Raw genomic sequence first — 21198 nt, forward strand, 5'->3', positions numbered from 1 at the left:
AGATTTGACCATTATCGTTTAACTTCTATATTTGAAAGCCTTTCAAAATACCTGATTAATGCCCCATGGTCAGCTTCTCCTAACCCATCTGTTTTCAATGCCTGCAGCATCTCCATTATGGAGGCCGTCAAAGGCAACGGAACACCAATCTCATGTCCCGTATCAAGAACATTACCAAGATCCTTTATATGTAGCTTAATCTTAAAACCAGGATCAAACTTCCGATCCATTACTAGCGGAGCCTTAGCATCTAAGACTGTACTGCCTGCCAAACCTCCCCTAATGGCTTGATACACCTTGTCTGGGTCTACTCCTGACTTAGTTGCAAGCACAAGCGCTTCACTCATAGCAGCTATATTTCCTGCAACTATAATCTGGTTAGCAAGCTTTGTCACATTACCTGCTCCTATATCACCACATAATACTGCAGATGCACCTACTTCCTTTAAAATTGGCAAACACTCATCAAAATCAGATTGTAATCCACCAACCATAATTGATAGCGTACCATCAATAGCTTTTGGCTCTCCTCCGCTTACTGGAGCATCTAACATTCGTACTTGTTTCTTTGCCAACGCTTGCTCTATCTCTCTACTTACTAATGGTGCAATTGAACTCATATCTATAACAATAGAGCCATTTTTTGCCCCTTCAATAACTCCACTTTCCCCAAGAATAACTTCTTTAACTTCGGGAGAATTCGGTAGCATTGTTATAATAACATCTGTCCGTGATGCAACTTCTTTAGGCGAAGAGCCAGCCTCTGCTCCTGCTTTAACAAGTTCCTCTATTGGTTTAGGAAAAATATCGTAGACAACAAGCTCATATCCTGCCTTTAATAGGTTTAAACTCATTGGCTTGCCCATAATGCCCAACCCTATAAAACCAACTTTTTTCATACTAGGTTTTACCCTCCTTATTATTTTTTGCATCTATAAATTTAAAGCTTGTACCCGTACTCCTTAACCCATCCTAATGATTCAAATGTATTGGGCTCTGGTTTATACTCCAGACCTATATATCCATTGTATCCTAGCCTTTCTATTTCATCGAATAAGAACGTAAAATCAATATCACCTGTGCCTGGTTGATGTCTACCTGGGTTATCTGCAATTTGTATATGACCTATTTTATCAAAGTAATTATTTAGAATACTCTTGTGATTTTCAGTTTCACGTTCAGCGTGATAAATATCATATTGAAGATAAACATTAGGGCGGTTAACCTCTGAAATTAGTTTCAATACTGCATCAGTCGTATTGAGATAAAACCCAGGAATATCATAGTGATTGATAGGTTCAACCATTAAATTTATATCATATTTAGCAAACTCATCAGCTGCATAGCAAATATTTTCAACCAAGTTTTCCCAGATACTACTATTGGAGCTTTGCTCATCTACCTTTCCTACTAAACAATTTACTCTATTGACACCAAACTTTTGAGCAGCCGCAATACCCTTCTCAACTCCGCCCCTAAATTCACTTTTTCGTTCTGGGTTAAATGCTATTCCTCGATCACCTTCCTCCCAGTTTCCCGCAGACAAATTAAACAGTACTAGCTTTAGGCTATGTTGTTTAAGCTGTTTCTCAATTTCATCTAGATTAAAATCATATGGAAACATAAATTCTACATAATTAAATCCTGCCTTTCGAGCTGCCCCAAAACGCTCCATAAAAGGTAATTCTGTAAACAAAAAAGTTAAGTTTGCAGTAAATCTAAGCATTGTATTCCTCCTTTTTGAAAATTTTATTAACACAAATCATACGAAAAGCATTACTTATGTATATTCTACAGTATTACTAGTTATATTCAATTATTTCCAGCGAAACAAAGTAGTTGTTTTGGAAAAAATTCTAATTATAAGTTATACTTGTAAAAGTAGAAATAAATAAAAAAACTTGTTGGAGGTAGCTATGAATAAAGTATGGTATGCTCCTATTCAGGAAGCTAATAATGAAATAATGTCTGATTTGATAATTAAACTACATAAGGAAGCTAGGTTTCATGAGATATTTTCTGTGGATGATTTTACTGCTCTAAAAATACATTTCGGAGAAAAAAATAATACAGGACATATTAAACCTGATTGGCTAAAACCCTATATTGATTTACTCAAGGAAACTGGCTGTAAACCCTTTTTGACTGATACAAATACCCTCTATAAAGGCCAAAGAGATAATACGATAGACCACCTTATGCAGGCATATATGCATGGATTTTGTATAGAAAACCTTGGTATACCAATTATTATCTCAGATGGACTTCTTTCCAAGAATTACTCTGAAGTCAAAATTCCTGGTAACCATTTTGAATCTGTTAAAATAGCAAATGATATTCTACATAGTAATTCTATGGTAGTATTGAGCCACCTAACAGGCCACATTTTGAGTGGTTTTGGTGCCGCCATTAAAAACCTTGCTATGGGGACCGCTCCTAGGAGCGGTAAACAAGTCCAGCATGCTGATGTTAAGCCAAAGGTAAATCCAGAAAAATGCACAGGCTGCAGTATCTGCACACAGTGGTGCCCTAAGAATGCCATTGAAGTATACGATGGTGTAGCTAGGATAGATGTAGAAAGTTGCTATGGATGTGCTGAATGTATAGCCACATGCCGTCATGACGCCATTGGTCATAGCTTTGGAAATGCTTCAAAACCACTACAGGAGAAAATGGCTGAATATGCTTTAGGTGCTGTATCTAACAAAGAAAACAAAATTTGCTATTTTAATTTCTTAATTCATATAACTAAGGAATGTGACTGTATGGATAAAGCTCAGGATAAGATATCCAATGATATTGGAATCTTGGCATCCTATGATCCTGTTGCTATAGATAAAGCCTCAATAGACATGTTAACTAAAAGTGCCAATGAAGATCTGCTCCATAAACTATGGCCAAACAATGATTACAACGTTCAGCTTGACTATGCAGAGAAAATTGGTCTTGGCAGCAAAAATTATAAACTTATTGAAGTCAGGTAGTGTTTTGAGGGGTTATAAAAATGCTAATTATAAGACGTGCCGGCTGCAAAAATAAGCTGCCTTATTCTACTTCAAATATTGGCCTTCCATGATCCAAACAGCTAAAGCTTTTAATTATTTCCTTACATTCTGCAGTACGAAGCCAATTACTAAAGACCATGGCTTCTTTACAAGCGACCCCTGGAACCTTATCAGGGTTTACTATCGTTAATGAGAATTGGTTTATTAATTCCTGGGGTGCTCCTTCGTTGCTAGCTCCATAAACTATGGAAACATTCTTGTCAGGTTTAGAAAAAACATAGGTTGCATAATCAATTAGTGTGTATGCATTATTTTCAATTGCATATTTTAATGTGCCAAGATTTCCCACAACCCCTGGGCAAGTGATATACCAGTCTCGTTCTAGTACAGTTCCTGTACATCTCCAGATTTTTAACTCCTGTAAATGTGTGCCAGAATTATCTCCTCTACTGACGAATAGATTTTTAGACTGTGCGATCCTTTCAAAAACCTGTGCCGTGGTGGCATTAGGGCTAAGTCCTTTAATATCTGCCGGGTCATCTTTAGGTCCAACAACTATATAGTTATTAGTCATAACAGGTATTTTTGACTTACCCCATCCATCCTCGATAAACCTATCCTCCAGCTCAGGTGCGTGGCTTAACACCATGTCAACTCTCCCAGTTTTTGCAATTTCTAAGGCACGTCCACTTCCTAAAGGTATATGCCTTACAAGAATGCCTGAATACTTATAGAAAGCTTGCTCAAGAATATCCAAAAGACCTGTTTCAACTGGCTCAATAGTACTTGCAAGTAGCAGATGTTTATTAAGAAATTCATGGATTTCCATTGTATTATTAGACCTTAAATCAATACTTTTAGAGCTCTCAAGAAATTGCTGTAAATGACCATCTACCTCATTCTTAAAAGTCTTGTATTTTGAAAGAAGAGCTTTACCCTCTTCTGTGACAATAGCACCTCCGCCAGAATGTCCACCTATCTTTTTATCAAGTAGTTTTACACCCATAGATTTTTCAGAAGCCTTAATCAACCCCCAGGCATATCTATATGAAACCTCCATGTGTGAAGCAGCTTTGCTTATGGAGCCATAAAGCATTATATTTTCTAATAATAGAAATAGATTATTACCTGATAATGATTGGTCTATCCCTAGCTCAACAGACACTCTTATATTAGTTTCTGTTTTCTTCTTCAAATATACCCTCTCCTAACAAGAAGTTCTAAGGATATTATAGCAATAAACAGTCTTTATTGAAAATAAAACAAAACTTGGCTTGCGCCAGTAGTTCTAGCATTGGGAATCCGATGCGTAGAAATACCAGTACTATAGTGCGCCAAGTCCTTAGACGTAGGTGGAAGCCTTAGTCTTTGTGAATACTATCTACCTTGTTGAAGTTATATTTTCTGATAGTATAAAAAGAAGGCAACAAATAAATGCTGCCTCTAAGAGTATTTGATTTAGCTGGCTATGCCAACTTATTTAAAGCAAATTTTTACCCTACATATCCTTACTTTCGATAAGGTGAATTCTATTTGGTTTAATATTAATAGATATTCTATCCTTGGTTTTTGGATTAATTTCCAAGAATTGCTGTTTGCTTATAATTAAACTGATTTCAATTCCTGCATCTAAAGTTAACTTATAGTGCAATCCAAAGGGCATTATCCTTTTAATATAACCCTGAAAACTATTAACATCACCAGATCCAAGTTCAACATCTTCTGACCGGATAAGTGCTTTAACCCTTGGTCCTGGAAGTAAGATGGTGTTTTTAATACTAACCCTTATCTTAAGTAAGCTGTTTTTTTCCATCACTATATAATTGTCTTGGGATACTTTTTCTGCAATCTCCACTTCATACTGATTATCTGCCCCCACTAGATCTGCTACTTCTTCATTGATAGGACGATAAAAAATATCCTCCAAGGATCCCTGCTGAACAATTCTGCCTTTTGACATGGCATACACCTTGTCTGCCAAGAAAGGAATTTCAGAAAATTCATGAGTTATAAAAAGACTGGTCATGCTTGTCTGCTTGATGAGGATATTCATTTCTTCTAAAAGCTGTGCTTTAGTAGGAGCATCCAAAGCAGTAAAAGGCTCATCCAAAAACAAGATTTTGGGCTTTAATGCCATCGCCCTTGCGATGCTCACCCTTTGAGCCTCTCCCCCTGAGAGATTTTTGGGATAGCGGCTTTTAAGATGTAAAATCTTTAACCTTTCAAGCCAATTCTCAACCTCACCCTTAATATTCTTCACTTTACGCAATTTTAAACCATAAGCAACATTATCATAAACTGTCATGTTTAGGAGAAGGGGTTCTTGAAATACAACTGCCATTTCTCTTCTTTTATCAATCAATGATTTGTTCCGGCTAAGGGCATTAAAATTAATTTCACCTTTTGTAGGCTTTTGAAGATAAGCAAGCAGCTTAAATAAACTACTTTTACCTGAACCATTAGGACCAATTAATGCAGCATGCTCTCCCTCGTGTATCCTAAAGCTTTCAACATCAATTATGGTATTTCCCTTTATTTCCCATATCAAGTTCTTTGCTTGAATCAATGGTATAGTCATTATCTTCTCTCCTGCTGCTGTATTAGTGTTAAGGCTAGTGTCACCAAAAATGCTAACGTCATTAGGATAATAGTCAATGCTATTGCCTTCCCAAAATTACCTTTAGCAACTTCCAGCATGGTTGCGGTAGTGAGAACTCGTGTTGAACCCTGAATATTTCCACCTACCATCATGGATGCCCCTACCTCTGAAATAGCTGCCCCAAAACCAGCAATAACTGCTGCTAATAGTGGAAGGCGTGTCTCCCGCAAAATCGCCCACAGATACTGAAGCTTTGATGCACCCAAGGCCCAAATCTGTAAATGTAACTTTGGGTTTAACTGCTGAACTCCAGCAATTGTAAAACCTGTAACCATAGGAAAGGCAATTACAAACTGGGCAATTATCAGAGCTTGAGGTGTGTAGATTAGTTTCAAATGTCCAAGGGGACCAATACGCCATATAAATATGGCAACCCAAAGACCAACTGCCACAGGTGGAAGAGCCATTCCTGTATTAACTAAACTTATTAAAAGTCTTCTGCCGGGAAAATTAGATAATGCTAAAAGAAGCCCTATGGGTAAACCAAACAGTAGAGCAAGTAGTGTTGCAATAGTTGAAACCTGGAGCGTTCTAAATGTTATTCCCAAAACTTCTACATCAAGGTTCAAGAACAACCAAACTGCTTCTTTTATGCCATCTAAAATTAATTCCAATTAAGAAACCACCTTGTACAATATATTAATAATTCAAACCATACTCACTTGGATCTTTATGTGCATCTGGGAAAAATAAAGGCGAACCAAACTTGTCCACTCCAAATTCACCAATGATTGCTTGTGTATCCTCTGCTATCATAAATTCCACAAAGGCTGCTGCTCCTTCAGGATTAATTAAGTCTGATTTATCAGGATTAACCTGGGCCACATGATAAATATTTAATAAATCTGGTTCTCCCTCAAATAAAATTTCTATATGCATATTATGCTTTAATGCTAGATAAGTACCCCTGTCAGTTAGACAATAACCGTCTTTCTCTGAAGCTACATTAAGGGCTTGCCCCATTCCACTACCTGTTTCTATATACCAATCTCCACCTGGCTCCACGTCACTTTTTTGCCAGATAGCTAGTTCCTTTTTATGAGTTCCTGAATCGTCACCTCTTGAAACGAACAAAAGCTGTTCTTCTGCTATATTTCTGAATGCTTCAGCAGCCGTGGTGAGTTCATTTACACCAGCGGGATCATCTTGAGGACCGACTATAACAAAATCATTATGCATAACCATTTTATAATTAAGTATATCTCCTGCTTCTAACAGCTCCAGTTCAGAGGCTGGTGCATGTGTTAGTAGAACGTCAGCCTCTCCCATCTTACCCATTTCTAGTGCTTGTCCTGTTCCTACTGCAATTGTTTTAACAATATAACCATACTTCTTTTCAAAAATAGGAACTAATACATCCAAGAGACCGCTATCCTGTGTGCTGGTTGTAGTAGCTACTATTATTTCTTCAGCTTGTTGATTACAGCCTATTATAGACACCATTAATAAAACTATCAATAAACATATCACAAATTTTTTCATGTTTCATATAACCTCCATTAATTTAACTTCTACCTTGTGTATATCAGGTTATAACAAAAAAATAAAAAACCCCCTTTCATAGTATTCTTAGATGAAAGGAGTCCTACACAAAATAAAGTAACTCATCTCCTTTCCACCATGGGAGGCAAGCAGGTTTCCCCACTTACCCTACGATCGGTAATCCAGTGCCAGATGGTTTAGAATGACCGATTCGGAGACCTCTATGCTTTTTTTTATACCGTTATGCAAGTTAATGCCGTTATGCATTATAATACATATTCGGCAAGGATTTTAAATTTCCTTCTTTTTTATAAAAAATTTATCTCGATTTCAATGAGCCACGGACCAGGGAGGTTAAAACCGCAATTAAAGCCAACCCCGCTGCTACAAGAAATGTTGCATTCATTGCACCTGCGTACGCTTGTACCATTCCTTGCTCCTCCATCAAAAGATTGAGTCGACTGCTAAATATTGCACCAGCAATTGCTACTCCTAAAACCATTCCTATATTACGCATTATCGCCAGCATGCTTGATGCAATTCCTCTCCTATTAGGTGGAACGGACCCCAAGACCGCACTATTATTTGGAGTCTGAAACATTCCAGTACCTAACCCTATGACGGCAAATGCAGTTCCTATAAATAAAAGACTGGAGTTTACATCTAGGGTACTTAAAAGCCATAACCCAAAGGCTGTTACTGCCATACCTGTAGAGCTAACATATCTAGTATCAACCTTATCAGAAATTGTACCGCTAATAGGTGCCACAACCATGGTAACCAAAGGCATTGGAATTAACATTAGTCCTGCTTGAGATGGAGACATCTCCAATAATTGCTGCAAATAAAAGGGCATAATCAAAATTACCGAATACATGGCCATATAGTTAATCATAGCTGACAAGTTACCCATAGAATACAATTTGTTTTTAAATAAAGACAAGTCAAGCATTGGGTAAGCTATACGCTTTTCCAAAATTAAAAATGCTATCAGCAACAATATTCCAGTAATTATTAAAGTAGATATTAGAGGGTTTCCCCAGCCGATTTTTTCCGCATAACTTAACGGGAACAAAATGCTAATAAGAGCAAAGAATAATATAAATGACCCAATTATATCAAAAGGTTGCCTTTCTTGGGACTCTATAGTAGGTATTAGTTTAACTGCCATTATTATCGCTATAATAGCAATGGGAATATTAATAAAAAATACACTTTGCCAGCCAAAGTGACTCGTTAAAAAACCGCCAAGTATTGGACCGGTAGTTAGGGCTATGGATACTGATATAGCAATCATACCTAATGATTTGCCTCGCTCTTTAGGATGAGTAATATGTGTGATAATTGCTGGACCCATGGACATCATCATGCCAGCACCTATTGCTTGTACCGCCCTAAAAACAATAAGCAAGAAAATAGTAGGTGATAGTCCACAAAGCAGGGAGCCAATCGCAAAAATTATAAACCCTAAAATATATATTTTTTTATAACCATACAAATCTCCCATTCGTCCATATGTCAATAAAAGACTGCTGATCACTAATAAATAGGACATTACAACCCATTCTACGATTGCCAGAGATACATCATAATGCCCACTTATACTTGGCAATGCAATATTTACAACACTACCATCCAAGGGCCCCATAAAAGTACCTATCCCAATAGCCAGTAATATAAGCCTTCTTTGTCTAGCAGATAGCCTTTCACATAGAAGGCCAGGCTTTCCATTTACCATATCTGTGCCCATATTTAATCCTCCAAAATAAGTCCATCAACTTGGCTTTTCATTTCGCCATAGGTAAGCACAAATCCTGCATAAAAAGGTGAGTTCCTTTACTTGAAATACTTTTCAAATAATCTTTTTTGTTCTTTATTTATCCATGTCAATTCATAAATTACAATGCTTACTTCCATTAACGCTCTCACATGATAATTATCCCCTTGATGAAGTTGATGCCACTTTTCTAGCCGTGAATGTAATGGTTCCCTCAAGGAAATAACAGGCTTTAAACCTTCAATACTTTCTCCATCAATAATAGCCTTTTGTAGAAGAATAGAATTTTCTTTTATCACATTATTAGCATTTTGTATGCGTGTTACTATCTCTTGAAACTCAGGGGTGTACGGTAAATTCCCTCTTTTTGCTCTTCTTCTTAATCTATTGGGATGAATGTCCTCCAAGATACCAACCTTACTTAAAATTTGACTGTTTAGGTGATGAAGGTCATGTATCATATTATACTTTCTTTTGACTTGACCTGTTTTATTTTGCACCTCATGCTGTAATACATCAAGATCATCATCTAGCTCTAATGCTTGTTTTTGCACATCATCTAATTTATTAAGTTTATTGTCTATGCCTATGTTCTCGATAAAATTAGTGACTTCAACTTCAAAAATTGCCATAGTTTCATTATGGATTTCTTTTAACTTCATTTGCACTTGGTTAAAATACTTTGGAGGAAAAATAAGGTTATTTATTACTAACGCAGTAACTAATCCTACCCCTATTAATTGGACACGTATAAAAGCTTGGTTTAAAAAATCAGCAGAAGAAGCATCTAATACAAAAATTGTAGATATCACACCTATATTAATAAATTCATTCATTTTAAGCTTTAGAGTAAAATATATGACAATTATACTAGCGATACCAATCACTACTGCACCGCTACCAAAAACTAGCCCAAAGAAAATTCCAACCACTATCCCAATTCCAGTTACAAATACCTGATCTACTGCATTTTTAGTTGATTGATATACTGATGGTTGCATATTAACCATTGCTGCAATAGCAGCAAGAATAGTAGGACCTATCGCAAGTAAGTTACAAATCCCTATGGAAACCATAATAGCAATACCAGTCTTTGCAGTTCTAGCACCAATGATCAATTAAATCCTCCTGACATCCTTGATTTCCTTTTTTATACCAAAAAGGCCTCCCGTAACGAGAAGACCTTTTAAGTATAAAGTTAGGACTACGCAAGCCCGTTTAGCATTTCACAAGCCATAATAGTTTGTTTGCACAAAACTGCTGTAGTTACAGAACCAACTCCACGGGGCACCGGAGTTATTTTATCTACTATTGGTTCAACTGAATCAAAATCAACGTCTCCGCAATATTTACCTGGATTATCTGGATCTTCATTAATACCAACATCAATAACAATTTGTCCAGCTTTTACATAATCTGCCTTAACCATTTTTGCTCTTCCAACAGCAGCTATTAATATATCTGCACCAGCACATACCTCGGGTAGATTTTCTGTTCTAGAGTGACATATTGTAACAGTAGCATGCTGACGAAGTAATAGCATTGCCAAAGGCTTACCTACCACCAAAGAGCGACCAAGCACTACTGCTTTCTTACCTTTTAATGGAATGTCGAAGAACTCTAACATATCCATACAAGCAGTAGGGGTACAAGGTGGAAACCCTGTAAGATCGTCTGCAAACACTTTTGCTGCACTTCCTAGAGTCATGCAATCTACATCTTTCTCAACAGGAATAAATGTTCTGATTTTCTTTTCATTCAAGTGCTTTGGTAGAGGCGCAAACATAAGGATTCCGTGCACTTCTTTATTATCACCCACCTGGGCAACAGCCTTTTCAAATGAATCTTGTCCAATATCCTCTGGGTATTCAAATACTTCATATGCCATTCCAACGGCTTCACAATTTCTCTTTGCGCCGCCTTCATAAAACAGATCATCTGGACGAGCCCCTACTCTAATAATTCCCAATTTAGGAGTAATGCCTTTGCTTTTTAGCTCTTCAACCTTTTTAGTTAGATCAGCTTTCATAGCATCTGCAACTGGTTTTCCCAATAATAATTCTGCCATTTAACTTACCTCCTGTTTACTTCTTTATTTTATTAATTACTAGTTCTAGTGTTTCATCTGCTATTCTACTTCCATCTGCTAACAGTTGGTTCATTTCTTCTGCTGTTGCCTTAACATATTCCTGATCCCTTATGGAGTTGATATTAATAATTACATTTAGCGAGCCGCTGATTAAGGCTGCTTTAAGAAATGCAACACCACAACCAACATCAGAAATTGCAATCATAGTCCCTATTTGTCCCATTCTTTCATGAATCTTAATACCCTCGTAAGACTTACGCATGATTTCCATTGGTACAGAGCAAGCAACTTTTGAGCATTCCTCTAAAGTTTCTTCCTTAATTTTAACTTGTTCAGGTGTGTCCTTGGGTAAACCATATGCCTTTGACAATGGCTCGAAAACCTCTGCATCCTTATCTACTAGAGCCTTTAACTCCTCAATTACTTTGCCACCTTTTTCTATTAGATTAATTACTTCTTCTTGTACATCTGCATATTTCTTTTTGCCAACTGTTAGATTCCCAACCATATTAGATAATGCCATCCCAATGGCCCCACCACAGGCTGCTGCACCGCCACCGCCTGGTACGGCAGCTTTAGAAGCTAATTCTTCCAAAAACTCATTACAACTTTTTTCTAGCATAGACATGAAAATATCCTCCTTTAAAATAATTATTTATATGTTCTTAATTGCTTACATAACCCTGTTATACTCTAAACTCAGCTATTGGTAATGAGAAGTAGAAAACACTCCCCTTACCTAAAGTACTCTCTGCCCATATCTGCCCACCATGGGCTTCAATAATGTATTTGCATATAGCTAGGCCAAGCCCTGAGCCTCCATATTCTCTAGAACGGGATTTTTCACCACGATAAAACCGATCAAAAATATATGGAAGGTTTTCGCTAGATATACCTGTACCATTGTCTCTTATTGCCACTATTATATTGTTTTCTTTTTCCTCTATCTTAACCTTTATATACCCATCATCTACTGGTATGTATCTTTTAGCATTTTCAATGAGGTTATTCAATACCTGTTCTATCCTAAGTTTATCAGCCATAATTGCTGCAGATGGAATTTGATTTTCACTATAAAATACTCCAGGAGAGTTTTCAAAATCCACCCTATAAATACTCAAGAGACTTTCAAAAAACTCCTGGCTATCTACTTGAACAGCATTGATATCAAGATTATCTAATTCAAGCTTGGAAAACTGAGCTAGGTCATCTATTAGTCGATCTAGTTGATCTGTCTTGTTCTTAATTACTGATAAATAACGCTTAAACATTTCTTCATCATTAGCAACTCCATCTAGAAGTCCTTCAACATAACCCTTAACAGAGGAAATAGGAGTACGAAGATCATGGGAAATGCTTGCTATCATTTCCTGTCGAGATTTTTCATGGGCGGTTTGTCTAATTAAAGATTCTTTAAGCTTTTTTCGCATTAAATCAAATGTACTACAGAACTTACCTAATTCATCTTCACTCATATGTTTAATTTCATAATCCAAATTTCCCTTTGCAATATTCTCAGTTGCTAAGTTCAACTCTCTTAAAGGTTTGAGAATGCTTCCCGCTATGTACCAGGTGGACAAAATAACAATACCTATAAATGATAGTATCCCTAAAACTATACTAATAATGATTATTTGAATAACTTTTGAGAGGTTATTAAATGGTGGTTGATCTGGGTCACCCCTTATTATAGCATCTGCAACTTTTTCATTGTTATAAAAAATTGGCGTATTTAAGATAAAAAGTTGGCTACTAAGATATTGGATATCTTTTATTTCATCTATCTCTACCCTCTTTAGCGAAGATGCCCTATCTGTAGAATCATAAAGTAGCTTCCCCGAAAGATCCACAACTTGAAGGTTTAAATTGTACTTTTCCAAGGAAGGTTGAATTTCCTTGTGGAAAGTATCATAATAATTTATTTCTGCAAAACTTTCTTGAATTTCATTCTTAATTATTTCATTAGCCTCTATCAGATTATCCACAGCACTCATTTCTATTTGTGTAGAATAATACTTTAATGCAAGCCCAAGTCCTCCCAAGGTAATTACTATAGGAAGAACTGTAATAAGTATAAAAGTAATTAGCAATCTAGAACGAATACCTAGTTTCATAGTTTTTTTACCCATTAAACTTATAACCTACTCCCCATACTGTTTTAAGATATTGAGGTTCTGATGGGTCTTTCTCGATTTTTTCTCTTATTTTTCTAATATGAACTGTAACTGTATTTATATCTCCATAAGAGTTAAAGCCCCATATACGATCAAAGATTTGCTCTCTTGTAAGAACTTGTTGAGGATTGACAGCTAGATAATGTAAAACTTCAAATTCCTTAGCAGATAATTCAACTTTGCTACCTTTTAAATAGACATTATAACCACCGCTGTCTATTTCTAAATCATCATATTTAATGATTTTTTTATTCTCTGCAGGTGAGGATAATAATGTGTATCGCCGTATATGAGCCTTAACCCTTGCAACTAATTCACCAGGACTAAATGGTTTAGTTACATAATCGTCAGCTCCCAATCCTAATCCGAGGATCTTATCAATATCAGTTTTCTTGGCACTTAAGATTAAAATAGGTATACTAGACTCATTCCTAATCAGCCTGCATAATTCTAGTCCATCCATTTTGGGAAGCATTATATCTAAGATGGCCAAAGTGGGCTTAGTATTTTTATATACTTCTAGCCCTTGCTTTCCATCATAAGCAAGGGCTACTTCAAAACCTTCTTGTTTTAGATAATCTCTGATTAACTCAGCAATTTCCTTTTCATCTTCAACTACTAAAATTTTCTCTTGCACATTTATACCTCATAATTAGCATTTTTTAAATTATAGCAAATATGCTCTAATTATTCATTAAACTCTTTTGATTATATTAAATATTACTGAATTAATATGTTAAGTCCTTTTTATTGAAAATATAAACACTAGCTAAGAAAAACGCAATAGCATAAACGGCCGTTACAATAGAAGTTGCAATAAACTCACCCATATCCCGGGAGATATATAGAATTTTAAACAAACTAAAACCATTAGTAATTAGGTAGGGCATCAACCTTTCTACCGCTGACCCAAGGATACTTAAAAATATTAGTAAACCTATTGATATACCTACCGTTACTCCACTACTGTTAAAGTGTAATGCTAATAACATTATCATCATTCCAAAGGCTAATAGTGGAAAAATAGATAGCATATATGAAGCAAAGGTAACTATTATTCCTTCTTGGGTCGAGTAAACTACTGCTGATTGAAGTGGCTGATCTACTTCTTGAAAAATAAACTGGTCTCCCCAACCAAATATTGCTGTTCCCAAGGCATATGACAACACTAGAGAAAATAGCAGCAAAATTGCTAATGGTATAAACAATGCTATTATTTTTGCTGTCAGTAATTTTATTCTAGACACAGAATGTGTTAAAGGCAAAATTAAAGTTCCATTTACATATTCACCTGTGATCATGTCTGAGATAGATACTATAATAAAAATTGGCATGATATTTGTTATCATAAAGTTTAACATATAAAAAGCAATATTTTGACCATTTATCACTACATCTGCTTCCTCTATAGCTCCTGTAACTTGTTCTAATACAGGAAGGAAATTATAGATAAAAATCACCAGCATAAACACATAGATTTTCTTTGTCTTAAATATCTTATAGATCTCATTTTTAATTAAATTAAACATGGCTCTTACCTCCTGTAACTTCTATAAACAGTTGTTCTAAGGTTTGCTTTTGAGGAATTAGATACTGGACTGCGATATTATTCTCAATTAATAGTTTGTTAAGTTCAGTAGAGAAGCCTTTATCTACCTCTACATTTAATCCAAAAGGAGCATTATCAATTCTATTTATAAAACTAACCTGTTTTAAAACCAGTAAGGCTTTATCTATCTCCTTAGTGTGAATTTGCAGATATTCAGTATCTTTGCTTAATAATTCCTTAACCGAACTCTCTGTAATTAACTTGCCTTTTTGTAAAATGGCTACCTTGTTACAAATTTGTTCAACTTCATGAAGCATATGAGTAGTTATAAAAAATGTAATTCCTTGCTCTATAGCTAATTGACTAATCATGTTTCTAATTTCTATCATTCCTTGAGGGTCTAACCCATTTGTTGGCTCATCTAGAAAGACTAATTTGGGATTGTTAATTAAAGCCCTGGCAAGTCCTAAGCGCTGCTTCATACCTAAGGAAAAAGTCTTTACTTTATCCTTGGACCTTTCCTTTAAACCAACAATCTCAAGCACCTGAGTAATTCTTTTATTAGATATTTCAGAGTGTAAATTAGCGATTTGCACTAGGTTATCATATGCCGAAAGGTAATCATAAAACCTAGGTGTTTCTACAACCGCTCCTATACTCTTGTATGCATTCTTAAAATCCTTTTTAATGTCATATCCATTAATTTTTACATATCCCCTATCCAAATGTATCAAGCTAAGTATCATTCTAATAGTGGTTGTTTTTCCAGCTCCATTAGGTCCCAGAAAACCATAAATATCCCCTGTTTCTACTTTAAAACTAAGATCATCAATTACCCTTTTTCCACTAAAGGACTTGCAAAGGTTAGAGACCTCAAGCACAAATTTTTGTTTCATTCTATTTTCCTCCTAAGAACTTAATTACTAATATCATTTTCGCCTGAAAACATTAAATGACACTTAGTAATATATTAAGAAATTATTAAATAATAAAAGGCATCCATGTTATATGGACACCAAATTTATATGTACCTTATAGAATTACGCCATCCTTATAGTGAACTACTATCTATGTATTCCTCATTTTTTTTGCTCACGTACAGTCTCCCAAGTGTATCTAGCATTGCTACCATAACATCATTAGGGTTATGTATGTCTTGTTTTTCTAATTCAGCAATTAACCAATTTTCATCTAAATTTTTTCTTTTTAGGTTATCTTGAATTATATTTCCATCTTCAATGAGGACAGTAGCCATTCCTTCATAGCTTGTAGGAATACCAAGATCTCTAGGTTGTAAAGGTCTAATCTGAGATTTAGGAATAACACTTAATTGACCATTTGATTCTAATATAGCAAATTCTACATCATGAAGATTATGCATATTCTTCTCTCGAAGGGCAAACAAAACATCATCTAAGTTGAATCGAGCTTTATACATCTTTTCTCTAATCAAACGACCATTCTGGATAAGAACAATTGGTTCATCTTGAACCACACGACGAATTTTAGAATTCTTTAGCGCTAAATATGCTGTTAAGACATGGAATACTCCAAGAAAAGTCATTGTTAGAATTGGACCAATTAAACCGCTTTGGGAATCACTCAACGGACCTGCAGCAACACTACCTATTGTAATAGCTATTATAAAATCAAATAAGTTTAATCTACCTATTAACCTCTGACCCATGACCTTTACAATTAAAAGTAACCACAAGGAGATAACTCCTGCCCTTAGTATCCATTGCAATAGTGATAAAATTTCTTGTCCTTCCCAAAAAAACATATTAAGCACTTCCTTATGGAAATATCTTTCTTCTTAAATAGTTGGTAATTTACATCTCTCTTCTTGTTATATATCTTTCCCTAAAGATAGGCTTTTTAAAGTAAATAAATAAAATTCCTATTTAAACTATATAAAAAAGGAATTGTTTGATAAAATTAAATCCATAATATATTATTGCCAAATATAGCATTTAAGAAGGGGTGTTTTTTAAGGTGGGATACTATCCAGGTGTTTTTGGTGGGAATGTTTCTATAGATCATTTAAAAAAGAATGCACCTGTAACATTGATTATCATTGGGATTAATCTAACTATATTTGTCTTAAGCTTTATTTTAAGATTTGAAAACCAGTTAATAATATTTGGAGGTATGCCTCCAATTGCATATATTTTAGCAACAGGTGAATACTGGCGCCTTTTGACATCTATGTTTATTCATAGTGGAATAATGCATGTTATCTTTAATATGGTTATTCTTCTCCATGCTGGGGGATATCTAGAACAATTACTGGGACAAAGAACCTTTGTACTGTTTTACTTTCTCTCGGGTCTATTGGTTTCAGTCTCTTCTGGATTATTTACCAATACCCTCTCAGTTGGGGCTTCTGGAGCTATTTTTGCTCTACTAGGGTTTATACTGTATTTTGATCTAATGGCCCGAAAACAGGGTCGACAGACAAACAGCTTAATTTTGCCCTTAGTATTAATGAATATGGTATTTACGGTTCTAGTTCCCCAAATTAGTTTTGTAGGTCATTTTTCAGGTCTTGTAATTGGATACATTTTTGCATCATATCAACATAAGTTAAGAACAAATAAAACCAACTAAAGTGAACTCATTCAGCCAAAAATAAATGGGTTTAATTTTGTTTAAACGTAATCTCTATATGAACAAGCTCAGGTTTATTTCCTACTCTAATGGGAGGCCCCCAGGTACCATACCCACTTGATACTATTACTTGCAGGTCGTCCTTTTTCAAATATCCCCAATCATTTTCAAAAAGCTTTCGTGTTATAAGATGGTTAGGAAATAATTGGCCTCGATGGGTATGTCCTGACACCTGTAGATCTACTCCTGCTTCCCTTGCTTCCTCTAGATTAAAAGGCTGGTGGTCTAGAAGTATTATGGGCTTTGATTTATCTATTCCTTCTAAAATATCGGAAAGATCCTTACGCCCCTGACCTGTAAATCTTGCACCTGCTCTGTCGTCTCTGCCTACGATGTATAAACTTCCATCTAACTCAATGTAGCTATCCCTAAGCACAACTATGCCAGCCTCTTGAATATAGCGAACGGCATCCTCAGCATTACCGCCAATATACTCATGGTTGCCTAATACGGCATATGTACCAAGACTAGAATTGAGTCTGCAAAACGTCTCAACCATCTGTTGCTCCACAAAAACTTCCACATCCTCATCTATAATATCTCCTGGCAGCAGTATAAGGTCAGGCTCCAACTCATTTACCATTTTAATCATCTTTTGCAACCTGCTATTGTCAACTATAGTTCCTAAATGAATGTCTGAGATTAATACAGCACTTAAACTATTATACCTCCCAGCTTCTTTGGATATTGTAATATCATACTTTACAATCCGTGGATTACGAGCATTCCAAGAACCATATAACACTATACCAGATACTAGAAACAGAATAATGATCCCACCAACTATCGGGGGTAAGCTACCTAAATAAGGCATCTGAATAGAAATCTTTAGCCACCCACTCAAAATACGTAGCACATCAATAATTAAGAACACTATTAGAAAATAAAACATGGCAGCCAACCAATAGGAGCCAATGATTTTTAATACCTTCGAACTATGGACAGGCAAAAAGGAATCACCTAGTCTACCTACAAAATATGACATTGCTATTATCCAAAAGATAGACCAATAGAATTTACCACTTATAAAATTTATATGCCTGCCTAAAAACTGCCATCCCCTTAGTCCTATATAATAATTCAAAAATATATAAAATAGCATCAATATGCTAATTATTAGCGCAATAATTCCGGACCTCATTTTGAATCCCCCTAGGGTAAATTTTCCAGATTAATTTATATCCCCTATTATACCAAATAGAAGCACCCTTCAATCCAATTCTTATCAAAAATTTTGTTATAAATTACGCTGGAACAATCACCAACTAATGGTCGTCTAATGAAGTAACTAACTTTGGTAAAAAAATAAAAAATCGGGGTGTTACTTATGAAAAATAAGAATATTTGCTTTATTGCCATTCTATCATTCATCTTAGCCTTTTTCTTGATACCAACTGTTTTTACAGGTACTGGAAAGGCTTCGGGAGAAGAAATTAATGTTTACTTAGATGGTAAGCAGTTAGCCTTCAAGAATTCACCAGAAATTATTGACGAGAGAACCCTTGTTCCACTAAGAGAAATCTTTGAGTCAATGGATGCAGTTGTAGTATGGGATGAAAAGCAACAAGTAGTTACAGCAACTAGAGGTGATGATATAGTAACTCTGCACATTGGTACAAAATCTGCTAGTAAAAATGGTAAAGCTATTAACCTTGATGTGGCATCCCAAATTGTTGGAAGCAGTACCCTTGTCCCCTTAAGGTTCATAGGTGAAGCCTTTGGAGCAGATGTGAAGTGGCAAAAGGAAAGCTCCTCTGTCTACATTAACATGCAAATAAGTGACCTCCCTGTACTAGGGTCTAAAGAAATGCTAGAGGAGCTTCTAAAGCAGGTAGAGGTAAACAATGGGATATACTCTGGACTTCGCATAGCATTGACTGGATCTGCTCCAATGGAGGAAGCACAAGCAATGAAAACAGCAGATGGTGCTGAATCAGCTATGGATAATGCTGACTACTCTGCAACTAACGTCCAGGTTCAAGGTGTGGATGAAGGAGATATGGTAAAAACTGACGGAGAATATATTTACCAGGTAAACAATCAGCGTATTGTCATTGCTAAAGCCTTTCCTGCGCAGGACATGAAGCTTGTACATACTATAGACTTGACTAGTCAGCCCTTTACCCCAATGGAACTGTACCTTGATGAAAGATTTTTGGTGGTTATCGGGGCGTCTGACCATTATTATCCAATGCCCAGGGCCACCATGGAGAAAAGAATCGCACCAGATATTATGCCAGGCCATGGTTACCGAAATACTGTAAAGGCCATGATTTATAATATTTCAGATAAAAAAGACATTAAGCTTGTTAGAGAGGTTGAATTAGATGGGCAGTACGTATCTTCTAGAAAAATTGGCACAGCTCTTTATTTAGTTGCTAATAAACATATTAACTATTATATACTTGAACAGGGTCAAGAGCTTGAAAAGCCAATGTATAGAGATACAGCTAAAAATGATGAATATATAGATATTGATTATGAAAATATCCGCTATTTTCCCGGTTCAGTTGAGCCCAATTATTTGTTAGTTGCGGGCCTTGATCTAGATCAACCTAATAAGCAGGCTGAAGTTTCAACTTTCTTAGGCTCGGGGCAAAACATTTACGCATCACTACGTAACCTCTATGTGGCAGTCACTCAGTATGGCTTCGATAATAAAACTCGAATAGATAACAGAAGCACTCTGGTTTATAACTTTGCATTAAATCAAGGTAGTGTTGATTATAATGGAAAAGGTAAGGTACCAGGTTCCCTTTTGAATCAGTTTTCCATGGATGAGCATAATGGTTACTTCCGTATGGCTACAACAGTAGGGGATATATGGCGTACAGATGAGCAGACCTCAAAAAATAACATATATATATTGGATGATGCTCTAAATGTAGTAGGCCAAGTTGAAGATATAGCTCCAGGAGAAACCATCTATTCCGTTCGTTTCATGGGTGACAGGGGTTATATGGTTACCTTTAAAACTGTTGACCCGTTATTTGTGATAGATTTAAAGGATCCTGAGAAACCATCAATATTAGGTGCCTTAAAAATCCCTGGCTATAGTGACTACTTGCATCCCTACGATGAAAACCACATAATTGGTTTTGGCAAAGACGCCGTAGAAGTAGACAATATGGCCTATTATCTGGGTATGAAAATGGCAATATTTGATGTAACTGATGTTAATAATCCTAAAGAAAAGTTTGTAGAAATGATTGGAGACAGGGGAACTGAATCAGAACTTCTTAGAAACCATAAGGCATTGCTTTTCTCTAGAGACAAAAACCTCCTTGCCTTTCCTGTCACGGTTATGGAAGTAACCCAAAGCAAAGATACTAGCTATAAAGAGGTACCGCCATATGGAGAGTTTGCTTTCCAGGGAGCCTATGTGTACCACATTGATACTGAAACAGGATTTAAGCTTAAGGGTAAAGTTACTCATTTATCTAATGACGATTATCTAAAAGCAGGTCGATATTGGTATGACAGCAACAAGAATATTGCCAGAATTCTCTATATAGGCGATACTTTATACACTCTCTCAAACAAATTATGGAAGGCCCATGGGTTAGATAAAATAGATCATAAAAACACTCTGGAAATTCCAGAAGTAGCTCCCATTAGAGACACTACCTATCCTATAGATGAGCTTGAACAGATGAACCCTGACAGCAAAGTAGAAACACCAACAGAATAGGTGCCGTACATCATCTCAAACCCTTTATCCTAGAAATGGATAAAGGGTTATTTATTTATAGATTCTCTTCTTTGGAGAATACTATTCTGTTGGGATTGCCAT

Annotated in this window: 19 protein-coding genes; 3 read left to right on the forward strand and 16 right to left on the reverse strand. The window is 35.9% G+C overall.

Annotation, left to right across the window (positions count from 1 at the left end; genetic code table 11):
• Nucleotides 1-11 precede the first annotated feature (11 nt).
• Both garR and APF76_01210 read right to left on the reverse strand, forming a co-directional pair.
• On the reverse strand, nucleotides 12-899 hold the full coding sequence (garR, locus tag APF76_01205) for a 2-hydroxy-3-oxopropionate reductase (protein ID KUO50826.1): 888 nt from the start codon (nucleotides 897-899) through the stop codon (nucleotides 12-14).
• A gap of 41 nt (nucleotides 900-940) precedes the next feature.
• Complete coding sequence (locus APF76_01210; GenBank protein ID KUO50827.1) at nucleotides 941-1726, reverse strand: hydroxypyruvate isomerase; 786 nt, start codon at nucleotides 1724-1726, stop codon at nucleotides 941-943.
• 190 nt (nucleotides 1727-1916) lie between these two features.
• On the opposite strand from APF76_01210, the gene APF76_01215 reads away from it, so the two are divergent.
• A complete protein-coding gene (locus APF76_01215) occupies nucleotides 1917-2984 on the forward strand; it encodes a hypothetical protein (protein ID KUO50828.1) in 1068 nt (355 codons plus the stop codon).
• Between the two features lie 61 nt (nucleotides 2985-3045).
• On the opposite strand, the gene APF76_01220 is transcribed toward APF76_01215, so the two are convergent.
• The 13 genes from APF76_01220 to APF76_01280 form a co-directional block, all read right to left on the reverse strand.
• Complete coding sequence (locus APF76_01220; GenBank protein ID KUO50829.1) at nucleotides 3046-4200, reverse strand: hypothetical protein; 1155 nt, start codon at nucleotides 4198-4200, stop codon at nucleotides 3046-3048.
• A gap of 303 nt (nucleotides 4201-4503) precedes the next feature.
• Nucleotides 4504-5583 (reverse strand): hypothetical protein, encoded by a 1080-nt coding sequence (locus APF76_01225; GenBank protein ID KUO50830.1) that lies wholly within the window; start codon nucleotides 5581-5583, stop codon nucleotides 4504-4506.
• Nucleotides 5583-6278 (reverse strand): tungstate transporter permease, encoded by a 696-nt coding sequence (locus tag APF76_01230; protein ID KUO50831.1) that lies wholly within the window; start codon nucleotides 6276-6278, stop codon nucleotides 5583-5585. The genes APF76_01225 and APF76_01230 overlap by 1 nt, the downstream gene beginning before the upstream one ends.
• 25 nt (nucleotides 6279-6303) lie before the next feature.
• On the reverse strand, nucleotides 6304-7146 hold the full coding sequence (locus APF76_01235) for a tungsten ABC transporter substrate-binding protein (protein ID KUO50832.1): 843 nt from the start codon (nucleotides 7144-7146) through the stop codon (nucleotides 6304-6306).
• Between the two features lie 319 nt (nucleotides 7147-7465).
• The gene (locus APF76_01240; protein ID KUO50833.1) at nucleotides 7466-8896 is read right to left on the reverse strand and encodes a multidrug MFS transporter; all 1431 of its coding nucleotides are present in this window, start codon (nucleotides 8894-8896) and stop codon (nucleotides 7466-7468) included.
• Between the two features lie 86 nt (nucleotides 8897-8982).
• Nucleotides 8983-10041, reverse strand: coding sequence for a hypothetical protein (locus APF76_01245; GenBank protein ID KUO50834.1), 1059 nt, complete (start codon nucleotides 10039-10041; stop codon nucleotides 8983-8985).
• An 86-nt stretch (nucleotides 10042-10127) separates the two neighbouring features.
• On the reverse strand, nucleotides 10128-10991 hold the full coding sequence (locus APF76_01250; protein KUO50835.1) for a bifunctional 5,10-methylene-tetrahydrofolate dehydrogenase/5,10-methylene-tetrahydrofolate cyclohydrolase: 864 nt from the start codon (nucleotides 10989-10991) through the stop codon (nucleotides 10128-10130).
• A gap of 16 nt (nucleotides 10992-11007) precedes the next feature.
• Nucleotides 11008-11640, reverse strand: a complete 633-nt coding sequence (locus tag APF76_01255; protein KUO50836.1) for a sugar ABC transporter substrate-binding protein — start codon at nucleotides 11638-11640, stop codon at nucleotides 11008-11010.
• 58 nt (nucleotides 11641-11698) lie between these two features.
• Nucleotides 11699-13141 carry a hypothetical protein gene (locus tag APF76_01260; GenBank protein KUO50837.1) on the reverse strand — a complete coding sequence of 481 codons (1443 nt, stop codon included), beginning with the start codon at nucleotides 13139-13141 and terminating at the stop codon, nucleotides 11699-11701.
• Nucleotides 13134-13823, reverse strand: a complete 690-nt coding sequence (locus tag APF76_01265) for a hypothetical protein (GenBank protein ID KUO50838.1) — start codon at nucleotides 13821-13823, stop codon at nucleotides 13134-13136. The genes APF76_01260 and APF76_01265 overlap by 8 nt, the downstream gene beginning before the upstream one ends.
• Before the next feature lie 91 nt (nucleotides 13824-13914).
• Nucleotides 13915-14715, reverse strand: coding sequence for a hypothetical protein (locus APF76_01270; GenBank protein KUO50839.1), 801 nt, complete (start codon nucleotides 14713-14715; stop codon nucleotides 13915-13917).
• Complete coding sequence (locus APF76_01275) at nucleotides 14708-15631, reverse strand: hypothetical protein (protein KUO50840.1); 924 nt, start codon at nucleotides 15629-15631, stop codon at nucleotides 14708-14710. Before APF76_01275 ends, APF76_01270 begins: the two co-directional genes overlap by 8 nt.
• A 155-nt stretch (nucleotides 15632-15786) precedes the next feature.
• A complete protein-coding gene (locus tag APF76_01280; GenBank protein ID KUO50841.1) occupies nucleotides 15787-16518 on the reverse strand; it encodes a hypothetical protein in 732 nt (243 codons plus the stop codon).
• 212 nt (nucleotides 16519-16730) lie between these two features.
• Between APF76_01280 and APF76_01285 the strand changes: the two genes are divergently transcribed.
• A complete protein-coding gene (locus tag APF76_01285; GenBank protein ID KUO50842.1) occupies nucleotides 16731-17345 on the forward strand; it encodes a hypothetical protein in 615 nt (204 codons plus the stop codon).
• 31 nt (nucleotides 17346-17376) lie between these two features.
• On the opposite strand, the gene APF76_01290 is transcribed toward APF76_01285, so the two are convergent.
• Nucleotides 17377-18546 carry a hypothetical protein gene (locus APF76_01290; GenBank protein KUO50843.1) on the reverse strand — a complete coding sequence of 390 codons (1170 nt, stop codon included), beginning with the start codon at nucleotides 18544-18546 and terminating at the stop codon, nucleotides 17377-17379.
• 186 nt (nucleotides 18547-18732) lie between these two features.
• Between APF76_01290 and APF76_01295 the strand changes: the two genes are divergently transcribed.
• On the forward strand, nucleotides 18733-21096 hold the full coding sequence (locus APF76_01295) for a hypothetical protein (protein ID KUO50844.1): 2364 nt from the start codon (nucleotides 18733-18735) through the stop codon (nucleotides 21094-21096).
• The last annotated feature ends 102 nt before the right edge of the window (nucleotides 21097-21198 follow it).

This window comes from Desulfitibacter sp. BRH_c19, assembly GCA_001515945.1.
Taxonomy (GTDB): domain Bacteria; phylum Bacillota; class DSM-16504; order Desulfitibacterales; family Desulfitibacteraceae; genus Desulfitibacter.